General features: G+C 62.5%; 11 protein-coding genes. 8 read left to right on the top strand and 3 right to left on the bottom strand.

From position 1 onward, the window contains the following. Nucleotides 1-16 precede the first annotated feature (16 nt). Together H351_RS21915 and H351_RS21920 are read right to left on the bottom strand one after the other, a co-directional pair. Entirely contained in the window at nucleotides 17-1,165 is a 1,149-nt protein-coding gene (locus H351_RS21915) for a Gfo/Idh/MocA family protein (protein ID WP_020969141.1), read from the bottom strand. A gap of 106 nt (nucleotides 1,166-1,271) precedes the next feature. Then, entirely contained in the window at nucleotides 1,272-2,009 is a 738-nt protein-coding gene (locus tag H351_RS21920; RefSeq protein ID WP_003941006.1) for a GntR family transcriptional regulator, read from the bottom strand. A 199-nt stretch (nucleotides 2,010-2,208) separates the two neighbouring features. Here H351_RS21920 and iolC point away from each other — a divergent pair, with 199 nt between their 5' ends. Genes iolC through H351_RS21960 form a run of 8 tightly spaced genes read left to right on the top strand, consistent with a single transcriptional unit; the run spans nucleotide 2,209 to nucleotide 11,411 of the window. Next, entirely contained in the window at nucleotides 2,209-3,213 is a 1,005-nt protein-coding gene (iolC, locus tag H351_RS21925; RefSeq protein ID WP_020969140.1) for a 5-dehydro-2-deoxygluconokinase, read from the top strand. Beyond that, the gene (locus H351_RS21930; protein ID WP_020907000.1) at nucleotides 3,206-4,105 is read left to right on the top strand and encodes a Cgl0159 family (beta/alpha)8-fold protein; all 900 of its coding nucleotides are present in this window, start codon (nucleotides 3,206-3,208) and stop codon (nucleotides 4,103-4,105) included. Before iolC ends, H351_RS21930 begins: the two co-directional genes overlap by 8 nt. 21 nt (nucleotides 4,106-4,126) lie before the next feature. Further along, nucleotides 4,127-4,999, top strand: coding sequence for a 5-deoxy-glucuronate isomerase (iolB, locus tag H351_RS21935; RefSeq protein ID WP_029254987.1), 873 nt, complete (start codon nucleotides 4,127-4,129; stop codon nucleotides 4,997-4,999). Nucleotides 5,000-5,013: 14 nt separating this feature from the next. Then, nucleotides 5,014-6,969, top strand: a complete 1,956-nt coding sequence (gene iolD, locus H351_RS21940; RefSeq protein WP_029254986.1) for a 3D-(3,5/4)-trihydroxycyclohexane-1,2-dione acylhydrolase (decyclizing) — start codon at nucleotides 5,014-5,016, stop codon at nucleotides 6,967-6,969. 52 nt (nucleotides 6,970-7,021) lie between these two features. Beyond that, nucleotides 7,022-7,927 (top strand): sugar phosphate isomerase/epimerase family protein, encoded by a 906-nt coding sequence (locus H351_RS21945; RefSeq protein ID WP_029254985.1) that lies wholly within the window; start codon nucleotides 7,022-7,024, stop codon nucleotides 7,925-7,927. Nucleotides 7,928-7,953: 26 nt separating this feature from the next. Beyond that, complete coding sequence (locus tag H351_RS21950) at nucleotides 7,954-8,994, top strand: Gfo/Idh/MocA family protein (RefSeq protein ID WP_029254984.1); 1,041 nt, start codon at nucleotides 7,954-7,956, stop codon at nucleotides 8,992-8,994. A 2-nt stretch (nucleotides 8,995-8,996) separates the two neighbouring features. Beyond that, complete coding sequence (locus H351_RS21955; protein WP_029254983.1) at nucleotides 8,997-9,881, top strand: sugar phosphate isomerase/epimerase family protein; 885 nt, start codon at nucleotides 8,997-8,999, stop codon at nucleotides 9,879-9,881. 24 nt (nucleotides 9,882-9,905) lie between these two features. Continuing rightward, nucleotides 9,906-11,411 (top strand): CoA-acylating methylmalonate-semialdehyde dehydrogenase, encoded by a 1,506-nt coding sequence (locus H351_RS21960; RefSeq protein ID WP_029254982.1) that lies wholly within the window; start codon nucleotides 9,906-9,908, stop codon nucleotides 11,409-11,411. Nucleotides 11,412-11,473: 62 nt separating this feature from the next. On the opposite strand, the gene H351_RS21965 is transcribed toward H351_RS21960, so the two are convergent. Then, the gene (locus H351_RS21965; protein WP_029254981.1) at nucleotides 11,474-12,046 is read right to left on the bottom strand and encodes a dihydrofolate reductase family protein; all 573 of its coding nucleotides are present in this window, start codon (nucleotides 12,044-12,046) and stop codon (nucleotides 11,474-11,476) included. Nucleotides 12,047-12,187: the final 141 nt, after the last annotated feature.

Consider the following 12,187-nt stretch of genomic DNA (forward strand, 5'->3'; position numbering starts at 1 on the left):
TCGGAGCAATTCTCGATCAGCCGAGAGAAATCCAGCCACCGGAGGAGACCGAGGCAACCATCGCGTCCAGAGCCTGCGCCGACGCGACAGCATCAGCGATGGTCGCGCCCTGCGGCGCTCCGTCCACGATCGAGGAGACGAAATTGCGAGCCTCGATGACCTTCAGGTCGTCATAACCCATGGCGTTGGCCGCGCCGGGCTGGAAGCGGCCGAACTCTCCCGACTCGGGGCCGACCAAAACCGTCGTGACGGATTGGTCCTGATACTTCGAGCCGAGGCTGGTGCCCAGTTCACCCATCCGGCGGTAGTCCCAGAACACGGCACCCTTCGTACCGTGAATCTCGAATCCGTAGTTGTTCTGCTCTCCCACGGCGACGCGGCACGCTTCGAGGGTGCAGCGGCCGCCCGAGCCGAGCCGCAGCAGTGCGCTGACGAAGTCTTCGTTCTCGACAGCTCCCATCTCCCCGCCGCTGGCTCGGGCATGTCCACTGGTAGCGGCGGACGGACGCGCACGCTCCGGGATGAAGATCGCAGTATCAGCAACGAGAGCGTCGACGTCACCGAGAAGATGACGAATCAGATCGATGCCGTGCGAAGCCAAGTCGCCCAGGACGCCGGCGCCGCCGCGCTCACGCTCGTATCGCCAACTCAAAGCGCCTTCAGGGTGGGCCGCATAGTCGCTGAGGAAACGAAACCGCGAGTGCGTGATCGTGCCCAACTCCCCTGAGTCGATCAGGCTTTTTGCCAGGGCTACAGCCGGCGCGTTTCGGTAGTTGAAGCCGACGGTCGACTGCACACCGGCCTTCGAGACTGCTGCGGCAACAGCTTTGGCGTCTTCCGTGGACAAGCCGACGGGCTTCTCGATCCAGATGTGTTTGCCGGCTTCTGCCATTGCGACGCCGATTTCACGGTGCAAGAAGTTCGGGGCCGTGATGCTCACCGCGTCGATGGCCGGATCGGCTGCGATATCGCGCCAGTCCTGGGTGAAAGCTTCGAAACCGAATTGGTCCGCCGCTTCCTCCCCTCGGCCAGGCACCTCGTCGGCGACGACGGCCAGGCGGATCACGGGAAGCTGGGGATAGTGTTGCCGCAGACGCAGATACGCCTGCGTGTGGACGCGGCCCATCCATCCGAATCCGGCAACTGCTACTGAAATGCCTGTCATGAGGCTCCGTTCGGCTCAAATGATCGAAGGATCGCAGAAATGCTGGGATCACAAATCACCCCCACTGACTCGGTCAGGCGGGTACTCGTGTCACCGGGATCGAGATCTAGCGGTCGACCACGGTGGTGTCGAAGTAGTAACGCGACGCTCGGTAGCAGTGGCTGCCGTACTCGACGGCACTACCTGAATCGTCAAATGCAGTGCGGCTCATGGTCAAGAGGGCAGCACCCACTTTCTCGTCGAGCAATCCTGCTTCTTCGCGAGTCGCCGCCCGAGCGCCGATTCGCTGCCGCGCCACACGGATGTGAACGCCGCGAGTTCGCAAGGTTTGGTACAGCCCTTGCGTCTCCAACTCCTCGGGATCGGGGGCGATGTCCACCGGAATGTAGTTGGTCATCACTGCAAGCGGTTCGCCGTTGGTGCTTCGCAGACGCCTGATGGTGGCCACTTCGGCGTCAGGTTCGAGGTTGAGTTCCGCGGCAACGTCCTCGGCGGGAACTCCCACCGTGAACTCGAGCAGCTTGGTCGTCGGCGCTTGGCCTGCCCTCGCAAGGTCGTCGAACAGGCTGGTGAGCTCGACCGGGCGGTGCACCGGACTTTGCACCACCTGAGTTCCGACTCCCCGCTTACGAACAAGTAGGCCCTTGTCCACCAGTTCCTGGATCGCACGTCGAGTGGTCGGACGTGAGAGATTGAGCCGTTTGGCCAACGCCAGTTCGTTCTCGAAGCGATCACCTGGGGCAAGTTCGCCACCGAGAATAGCGCCCTCGATTGCCTGGGCCAGCTGAAAATACAGCGGCACCGGGCTCGAGCGGTCCAACTCGACGGCGAGTGCTGCGACCACGGTCAACTCCGATCTGTCTTGGGAAGGCGCCGTATCGACGCTACTTCTCTCGGCAGTGTATGCGAACACTAACATTCACTTGACCGCAAGTCATAATGTCCAGACAAACTATTGACAATCGCTGTGTCGCGGCGCACAGTTTCAGTCATACAACGGTGCCCTGCGCGGGCAGCCCACCACGAACTCTCGGGAGTCAGTCTTGACAAGCATCAACACTCACCAGAGCGGGTCACACATCCCTGACGCACCATTCGACGTGCTTGCCATCGGCCGATCGGGGGTGGACATCTACCCACTTCAAACCGGTGTCGGACTCGAAGACGTCGAGACCTTCGGCAAGTTTCTCGGCGGCAGCGCGGCAAACGTCTCGGTGGCTGCTGCACGCCTCGGCCGGCGAGCAGCACTGATCTCCGGCGTAGGCAGCGATCCCTTCGGAAAGTTCGTCACACGCGAGTTGGCACGTCTGGGCGTCGACAACAGGTTTGTCGTCACCAATTCCGAGTACCCGACACCGGTGACGTTCTGCGAGATCTTCCCCCCTGACGACTTCCCGCTGTACTTCTACCGCAAGCCGCATGCGCCCGATCTTCGGATCACCCCGGAAGATATCGACCTCGACGCCGTTCGAGGAGCGTCCCTCTACTGGTCGACTGTGACGGGGCTGTCCGAAGAACCGAGTCGCAGTGCACACTTCGCTGCCTGGGAAGCCCGCGAACGACGCCCGCTGACGGTCCTCGATCTGGACTACCGCCCGATGTTCTGGTCGACACCCCAAGAAGCGACCACTCAGGTGCAGCGCGCTCTCGCGCACGTGACGGTAGCCGTCGGAAACCGCGAAGAGTGCGAGATCGCGGTCGGTGAGACCAATCCGAACAAGGCCGCCGACGCGCTTCTCGACCTCGGAGTCGAACTGGCCATCGTGAAGCAGGGCCCGAAGGGTGTCCTCGGCAAAACACGAAAGCAATCGATCACCGTGCCGCCCAACGCCGTCGACGTGGTCAACGGGCTGGGTGCCGGCGACAGCTTCGGCGGGTCACTGTGCCACGGACTGTTGGCCGGGTGGCCACTGGAGAAGGTACTGCGCTATGCCAACGCGGCCGGTGCCATAGTCGCATCTCGGCTCGAATGCTCCACTGCGATGCCAACCGCTGAAGAAGTCCACGATCTCGCCGAAGCCACAGCCACGGAGGCAGTCAATGTCTGACAAGCTCGCCGCCCGCCCCCTCGCCACCACCTACGCCGACGTGACGGAACTGCGTGCGAGCGATCCGCAGATCATCGAAAAGGCCTGGGCAGCACGCACTCCTCGCGCCACCGTTCGAGGCAACGGACGACTGATGATCGTCGCTGCCGATCACCCAGCGCGTGGGGCATTGTCTGTCGGCGGCAAGCCGACAGCGATGAACAGTCGTACCGATCTGCTCGACAGATTACGCACGGCGCTCGACAATCCCGGAGTCGACGGCGTTCTCGGTACCGCGGACATTCTCGACGATCTGCTCCTCCTCGGGGCCCTCGAGGACAAGGTCGTCTTCTCGTCGATGAACCGCGGCGGCCTGGCGGGCGCGAGCTTCGAACTCGACGACCGCATGACCGGATATACCGCGGCGGGCACCGCGAAGTTCGGAATGAACGGCGGAAAGATGCTGCTGCGCATCGCCCTCGACGACGCGGGCACCCTGCCCACCATGACGGCATGTGCCGAGGCCGTTGACGAACTGGCCGCGGCCGGACTGATCGCGATGCTCGAGCCGTTCCTCTCCAGTCGCGTCAACGGCAAGGTGGTCAACGATCTCAGCCCCGACGCCGTCATCAAGTCCATCCACATCTCCCAAGGTCTCGGCTCCACCTCGGCGTATACGTGGATGAAACTGCCGGTCGTCGACGAGATGGAACGCGTCATGGATGCGACCACCCTCCCGACGCTCCTCCTGGGCGGCGATCCGCAGATCGCGCCGGAAGAAACGTACGCGAAGTGGGGCGCTGCCCTTCAGCTGCCGTCCGTGCGCGGACTGATCGTCGGGCGCGCGCTGCTCTACCCACCGGACGGCGACGTGACCGCGGCCGTCGACACCGCAGTCAAGCTCGTCCACTAGAACCGACCTGGCAGGAGCAAGATGTTCAGCAAGTACTACGTCCCCGCCGGATCGTCCGCCGACGGTGATTTCACGACAGTGGTCACGCCGGAGTCCGCCGGGTGGGCCGAATCCAGCTTGTGGACACTCGAACTCGCCCCCGGCGCGAGCGTCCACCTGCAGTCCGGCGAGAACGAGATAGTCGTCGTTCCACTGTCGGGTTCGGCCGTGATAGTTGCCGAGGGGACGGAGATCGCCCTGACCGGCCGCACGTCGGTCTTCGACGGACCGAGCGACTTCGCCTACATAGGACGCGATTCCGACTACACAGTGGCCAGCGCAGGTGGAGGCCGCTTCGCCCTGTGCGGAGCGCGCGCCGGAGCCAAGCTGCCCCATCGCTACGGCCCGGTGTCGGGAGTTGCCGTCGAACTCCGAGGTGCCGGTAATTGCAGCCGGCAGGTTCACAACTTCGCCACCGCAGACACTTTCGAGGCAGACTCCATCATCGCGTGTGAGGTCATCACCCCCGGCGGGAACTGGTCGTCGTATCCCAGCCACAAGCACGACGAGAACAGCGACGTCGAATCGGCTCTGGAAGAGATCTACTACTTCGAGATCGACCGAAGCCCCACCGGGACCGAAGGTTTCGGCTACCACCGCGTGTACGGAACCGCCGAGAGACCTATCGAGGTGCTCGAGGAAGTCCGCTCAGGCGACGTCGTCCTCGTGCCGCACGGCTATCACGGCCCGTCCATCGCAGCGCCGGGCCACCACATGTACTACCTCAATGTCATGGCAGGTTCGGGCGAGATCCGGGCGTGGAACATCTGTGACGATCCGCAACACACCTGGCTGCGTGGAAGCTGGGATCACCAGGACATCGACCCTCGACTGCCGTTGCAGTCCCACAACTGACGGAAGTGAAAGCTGTGGCACCCACCAACAACGCAACCGGCAATCGTCTACCTCGCGACGAGCCGACCGTACACCTCACCGTTTCTCAAGCTGTCGTCCGCTTCCTCGCCAACCAGTACACCGAACGCGATGGCCAGCGCACCAAGCTGTTCGCCGGCTGCTTCGGAATCTTCGGGCACGGCAACGTCGCCGGACTGGGGCAGGCACTCTTGCAGGCCGAGATCCAGGATCTCGACGCCGGCCGTGAGCCGACACTCCCCTACGTGCTCGGCCGCAATGAACAGGCGATGGTGCACTCGGCTGTCGCGCACGCCCGCATGAAGGACCGCCTGCAGACGTGGGCAGTCTCGTCCAGCGTCGGCCCCGGTGCCACCAATATGATCACCGGCGCGGCGCTGGCCACCATCAACCGTCTACCTGTATTACTCCTTCCCGCAGACACTTTCGCGACCCGCGCCAGTGCCCCCGTCTTGCAGGAACTCGAACTCCCGTCGAGCGGCGACGTCACAGTCAACGACGCTTTCAAGCCGGTCTCACGATACTTCGATCGGGTATGGCGCCCGGAGCAGTTGCCGAGCGCTCTGCTCGCCGGGATGCGCGTTCTCACTGATCCCGTCGAGACCGGCGCAGTCACCATCGCCATCCCGCAGGACGTGCAGGCCGAGGCATTCGACTGGCCCGAGTCTTTCTTCGCCGAACGGGTGTGGCACGTGGCCCGCCCGCTCCCCGAGCGATCGGTGATCGAACGCGCCGCCGCGATCATCCGCTCGGCTCGCAAGCCACTGATCGTCGCCGGCGGCGGCGTGATCTACAGCCAGGCCACCGACTCTCTGGCAGCGTTCTGCGCGCAGACCGGAATCCCCGTGGGGCAGAGCCAGGCCGGCAAGGGTTCATTGGTCTACGACCATCCACAATCCGTCGGGGCGGTGGGGTCCACCGGCACTACGGCTGCAAACGCACTGGCCACCGAGGCGGACGTCGTCATCGGAATCGGCACGCGGTACAGCGATTTCACGAGCGCGTCCCGCACCGCATTCACCAATCCCGACGTTCGCTTCGTCAACATCAACGTCGCTTCACTGGACTCCGTGAAGCAGGGCGGAGTCAGTGTTGTCGCCGACGCACGTGAGGCACTCGACGCGCTGGCACTTGCACTGAACGACTACCGGGTGGACGACGAATACGCGTCCAGGATCGGTGAACTCGCCCGCAATTGGGATGCGATCGTCGAATCCGTCTACAACCCAGCCGAACCCGCGGCTGACGGCTCACTGAATCAGAATCAGGTCATCGGCCTGGTCAACACGTTGTCCGATCCACGTGACGTCGTCGTGTGCGCTGCCGGGTCCATGCCAGGTGACCTCCACAAGCTGTGGCGAACCCGTGATCCCAAGGGGTATCACGTCGAATACGGGTACTCGTGCATGGGATACGAAGTTGCCGGCGGTCTAGGCGTCCGCATGGCGTGCCCCGATCGCGACGTGTTCGTGATGGTCGGCGACGGTTCCTATCTGATGATGGCCACCGAATTGGTCACCGCCGTACAGGAACGCCTCAAGGTCATCGTCGTCCTGGTGCAGAATCACGGATTTGCCTCCATCGGTTCGCTGTCCGAGTCGCTGGGTTCCCAGCGCTTCGGCACGCAGTACCGCTACCGCTCGAATGACGGACGTCTCGACGGAGGTGTTCTCCCGGTCGATCTGGCCGCGAACGCCGCCAGCCTCGGTGTCGACGTCATCCGCGCCAACACCGCCGCCGAGTTCGCCGACGCGATCAAAGTCGCCAAAGCAAGCGACACCAGCACGGTCATCCACGTCGAAACCGATCCGCTGATCGGCGCCCCGGACAGCGAATCATGGTGGGACGTACCGGTATCAGCTACTTCCGAACTGGAATCGACCAAGAACGCCCGGACAACCTACGAGTCCTGGAAGAAGATCCAGCGACCGTATCTACGTCCATCCGAATGAAAATTCCGCACAGCCACACCCCAAAAAGCCTGCCCGCGAAAGGAATCTAGACATGAGCGCGATTCGCGTCGGATCAGCCCCCGACTCCTGGGGTGTGTGGTTTCCGGACGACCCTCAGCAGACCCCGTACACGCGATTCCTCGACGAGGTGTCCGCGTCGGGATATGAATGGATCGAACTCGGTCCGTTCGGATACCTTCCGACCGATCCAGCCGAGCTGACTGACGAACTCGGAGCACGCGGCCTCAAGCTTTCGGCCGGTACCGTTTTCGAACACCTGCACCAGGACGATTCCTGGGATGCCGTCTGGAATCAGGTCAAGGACGTCGCCAAGTTGACCGCAGCCGTCGGCGGCAAGCACGTAGTGGTCATCCCCGAGATGTGGCGCGATCCTTCCACCGGAGTGGTACTCGAAGATCGAAATCTGACTCCCGAGCAGTGGCGCAAGAAAACCGACGGCATGAACGCTCTCGGCAAGGCGATGCTCGAGGAGTACGGCGTCATGGCGCAGTACCACCCTCATGCCGACAGCCATGTCGATATCGAGGACAACGTCTACAAGTTCCTCGAAGGTACAGACGAGCGTTTCGTGAACCTGTGCCTCGATACCGGCCACATCAGCTACTGCGGCGGCGACAACCTGGCCATCATCAACAAGCATCCGGAGCGCATCGGGTACCTGCACCTCAAGCAGGTGGATCCGGCGATCGTCGCCAAGGTGGAGGCGGAGGACCTGCCGTTCGGCGAAGCCGTCAAACTCGGCGCGATGATCGAACCACCGCGCGGAATACCGGACATGCCGCCGCTTCTGGAGGCCATCGAGAAGCTCGGCATCGACGTGTTCGCGATCGTCGAGCAGGACATGTATCCCTGCCATCCCGACACACCGCTGCCCATCGCACAGCGCACTCAGAAATACCTGTCCACCTGTGGCGTTCCCGCCGTCCGTTTCAGCTGAGCAACACAATCGAGGAGTACCACCGCATGTCTGACAACCAGGATCTCCGGATCGCAGTGCTCGGCGTCGGCATCATGGGGGCCGATCACGTCGACCGCATCACCAACAAAGTCGGCGGTGCCCGAGTCACTGTCGTCAACGACTACTCTCTTGCCCGCGCCGAGGAAATCTCAGCATTGACGCCGGGGTCACGCGTCGTCGTCGATCCGTTCGATGCCATCGCAGCCGAGGACGTCGACGCCGTTGTGCTCGCAACCCCGGGCCCGACCCATGAGAAGCAGGTACTTGCCTGCCTCGAAGCAGGCAAGCCGGTTCTCTGCGAGAAGCCGCTGACCACCGACGCGGACAGTTCGCTGGCGATCGTCAAAGCCGAAGCAGCGCTGGGAAAGAAACTGATCCAGGTCGGTTTCATGCGCCGGTTCGACCACGAATACACCCAGCTCAAGGATTTGATCGACAGCGGCGATCTCGGTCGCCCTCTCGTTGTGCACTGCGCGCACCGCAATCCTGCGGTCCCGAATGGCTTCGACAGCGCGATGATCGTCAAGGACTCACTCGTCCACGAGGTCGACGTGACGCGATTCCTGCTCGACGAAGAGATCACTTCGGTGCAGATAATTCGGCCGTCTGCGAATTCGCTTGCTCCCGAGGGCATTCAAGACCCACAGATCGCTATATTCGAGACCGAGTCCGGTAGACACGTCGACGCCGAGGTGTTTGTCACCACCGGAGTTGCCTACGAGGTGCGCACCGAAGTTGTCGGCGAACTCGGAAGCGCGATGATCGGACTCGACGTGGGACTGATCCGAAAGACCAAGCCCGGCAACTGGGGTGGGCAGATCACCCCAGGATTCCGCGAACGCTTCGGGCAGGCATACGACACCGAGTTCGCCCGGTGGATCAAGGCAGTGAAGACGGGCGCCGGCACCGGCAACTACATCGACGGACCAGGCGCCTGGGACGGGTACGCCGCGGCCGCTGTCTGCGCCGCTGGCGTGAAGTCTCTGGAGACGGGTCAGCGCGTCGTCGTGGACATGGTTGCGCGCGACTCTGTGGCCGGGGCGTAGCGATGAAGGTCGCACTCGATCCCACCCCGTTCCATCACGATTACTCGCTGCTGGAGCTTCCCCGAGTTGTTGCCGATCTCGGGTACGAGTACCTGCAGCTCACACCGCACGTCGACATGATCCCGTTCTTCAATCACCCGAAAGCCGACGACGCGCTCGTCACCGAGTTCCGGAAGGCCTGCGCGAGTGCGGGAGTCGGCATCGCGTCGCTGCTCCCGGTCCTTCGGTGGTCCGGCCCGGACGAGGACGCTCGCGAAGCAGCAGTGCGTTACTGGAAGCGGGCCATCCAGATCACGGTCGATCTCGGTGTCAACGTCATGAACACCGAATTCTCCGGCCGCCCTGAGAAGGCCGAAGAGTCCGAGCGTGCGTTCTATCGTTCGATGGAGGAACTGCTTCCGATCATCGAACGCGAGGGGATCGACGTCCTGATCGACCCGCACCCGGACGATTTTGTCGAAGACGGACTTGCCGCGATCCGCACGATCCGTGGCGTGAACTCCAAGAACCTCGGCATGGTGATCGTGGCGTGCCACCAATTCCACATGGGTGGGGACCTTCCCGCCATCATGGAGGCCGCCGGCGACATGGTCCGTCTCGTACATGTGGCAGACACCATGGATCATCACCGTTCCCACGGACTTCGCTACATCACCAATCCGCCAGGCAATGCCGTTCGAGTGCATCAACACCTCAAAATCGGGGACGGAGACGTCAACTGGGACGAATTCTTCGGCGGCCTCGGCAAACTCGGCTTCTACGATCGTGACAACACCGTGATGGTGTCGAGCGTCTTCGCCGAGAACGAAAACGCACACGAGGTTTCCCGGTACCAGCGCGAGACGATGAACGACTATGTCGCCAAGTACACCTCCCCGAACTCCTGAGCCACCAGACCACTAGGAAATACCATGACCAGCACTGATACTCGTGTCATCGCGCACTGGTTGGACGGCAAGTCGTTCGCCGGAACATCCGAGAACACCGCCCCCGTCACCAACCCCGCCACCGGACAGATCACCGGCCGACTCGCCCTGGCGAACCTCGAGGACGCTCGCACCGTCATCGACGCTGCTGCGGCGGCCTTCCCCACCTGGCGTGACACCTCCCTGGCCCGTCGCACACAGATACTGTTCAGCTTCCGCGAACTCCTCAACGCTCGCAAAGGTGAACTCGCCGAGATCATCACAGCCGAGCACGGCAAGGTTCTCTCCGACGCCCTCGGCGAAATCAGCCGCGGACAAGAAGTAGTCGAATTCGCCTGCGGAATACCGCATCTCCTCAAGGGCGGATACACCGAGAATGCATCGACCAAGGTCGACGTCTACTCCATCCGCCAACCCCTCGGCCCCGTAGGCATCATCTCCCCCTTCAACTTTCCCGCGATGGTCCCGATGTGGTTCTTCCCGGTTGCCATCGCCGCCGGGAACACCGTGATTCTCAAACCCTCGGAGAAGGACCCCACCGCGGCGATCTGGCTCGCCGAACTCTGGGCCGAAGCCGGTCTGCCCCCCGGCGTCTTCAACGTCCTCCAAGGTGACAAGCTCGCCGTCGACGAACTTCTGGAAAACAAAGCAGTCAAAGCGATTTCGTTTGTCGGATCCACCCCCATCGCCCAGTACGTCTATGCCACCGGCACCGCCAACGGCAAACGCGTGCAAGCACTCGGCGGCGCCAAGAACCACGCCATCGTTCTGCCGGACGCCGACCTCGACCTCGCCGCCGACGCAATGGTCAACGCGGGATTCGGCTCCGCGGGCGAACGATGCATGGCGATCTCCGCCCTGGTCGCAGTCGGCGACATCGCCGACGAACTGGTCGCCAAGATCGTCGAGCGCACCACTCCCCTCGTCACCGGTGACGGCACCAAGAACTCCGACATGGGTCCGCTCGTCACCAAGGCCCACCGCGACAAGGTCGCCTCATACGTCGATGCAGGCGAGAAGGACGGCGCCACCATCGTGGTCGACGGACGTACAGTCCAGGCCGATGGTGGACCGGACGGCTTCTGGCTTGGACCCACCCTCATCGACCACGTCACCACCGACATGTCGATCTACACCGACGAAATCTTCGGGCCAGTTCTCTCCGTCGTGCGCGTCGATACCTACGACCAAGCCCTCGAACTGATCAACAACAACCCGTACGGAAACGGCACCGCCATCTTCACCAACGACGGCGGCGCTGCCCGACGCTTCCAGAACGAGGTGGAGGTCGGCATGATCGGCATCAACGTCCCCATCCCGGTTCCCATGGCCTACTACAGCTTCGGCGGCTGGAAGAACAGCCTCTTCGGTGACACCCACGCTCACGGGACAGAAGGTGTTCATTTCTTCACGCGAGGTAAAGCCGTCACCAGTCGCTGGCTCGACCCCAGCCACGGCGGTATCAACCTCGGCTTCCCCGAGAACAGTTAGCCGGCAAGACATCTGTGGCCGAGACTCTCGAAGAGGCTCGGCCACAGATGTTTTCGAGAGGTCTACGCGACCGTGGGGTGGTACGTCAGCACCTGAACTCCGGATTCGTACCGACGATCGTCCTTCAACTCGAGGTCGATCTTGTCGGCCGATTCGGGGAACACTCTCCCGCCGGACCCGAGAATGACCGGGAAGACCATCAGACGAAGCTCATCGACCAGACCGGCCAGCAACAACGCGTGGACGAGCGTCCGACTTCCCGCGACCAGGATTTCGCCGTCGATCTGTTCCTTAAGCTTCGGAACGGATTCCTCGATGGGGTCGGTGAGCGCCGTCGAGTTGTTCCATTCGAGCGGCTCCGTCGAACTCGTGACGACGTACTTGGGCATCTCGTTCATCTTGTCCGCAAAGCCTTGGTCGTCTTCGCGCTCAGGCCAGGCACCGGCGAAGCTCTCGTAGGTCCGTCGACCGAGTAGAAGCACGTCCGCGGCGAGGGTTTCGTCGAGTTTGAACTTCATCTGATCGCCCTCCTGGTACGGAAAGACCCATCCAGTGTGCGCATAACCCGGTTCGCCACCGGGCGCTTCCATGACCATGTCCAAAGACACGAATTCTGTCACCACGATCTTGCCCATACCGATCCCCTGTCGTCAGTGCGTGTGCGCCATTCGAGTAGTCGACTACCCCACTGTTACAGACTCTGCGTGGTGGTGGAACTCATCAGCGGCGATCGTCCACTATGACCGATGTACAAACCGAATCGCCTGTTTTCGATC

Origin of the sequence: Rhodococcus erythropolis R138 (assembly GCF_000696675.2) — a bacterium.
In the GTDB taxonomy this organism is placed as follows: Bacteria; Actinomycetota; Actinomycetes; order Mycobacteriales; family Mycobacteriaceae; genus Rhodococcus_F; species Rhodococcus_F erythropolis.

What these genes read in the sequence shown, in the direction of transcription:
- H351_RS21915 (WP_020969141.1), bottom strand. Translation starts at nt 1,165, where the DNA reads ATGACAGGCATTTCAGTAGCAGTTGCCGGATTCGGATGGATGGGCCGC.
- H351_RS21930 (WP_020907000.1), top strand. Translation starts at nt 3,206, where the DNA reads ATGTCTGACAAGCTCGCCGCCCGCCCCCTCGCCACCACCTACGCCGAC.
- iolB (WP_029254987.1), top strand. Translation starts at nt 4,127, where the DNA reads ATGTTCAGCAAGTACTACGTCCCCGCCGGATCGTCCGCCGACGGTGAT.
- H351_RS21945 (WP_029254985.1), top strand. Translation starts at nt 7,022, where the DNA reads ATGAGCGCGATTCGCGTCGGATCAGCCCCCGACTCCTGGGGTGTGTGG.
- H351_RS21950 (WP_029254984.1), top strand. Translation starts at nt 7,954, where the DNA reads ATGTCTGACAACCAGGATCTCCGGATCGCAGTGCTCGGCGTCGGCATC.
- H351_RS21955 (WP_029254983.1), top strand. Translation starts at nt 8,997, where the DNA reads ATGAAGGTCGCACTCGATCCCACCCCGTTCCATCACGATTACTCGCTG.
- H351_RS21960 (WP_029254982.1), top strand. Translation starts at nt 9,906, where the DNA reads ATGACCAGCACTGATACTCGTGTCATCGCGCACTGGTTGGACGGCAAG.
- H351_RS21965 (WP_029254981.1), bottom strand. Translation starts at nt 12,046, where the DNA reads ATGGGCAAGATCGTGGTGACAGAATTCGTGTCTTTGGACATGGTCATG.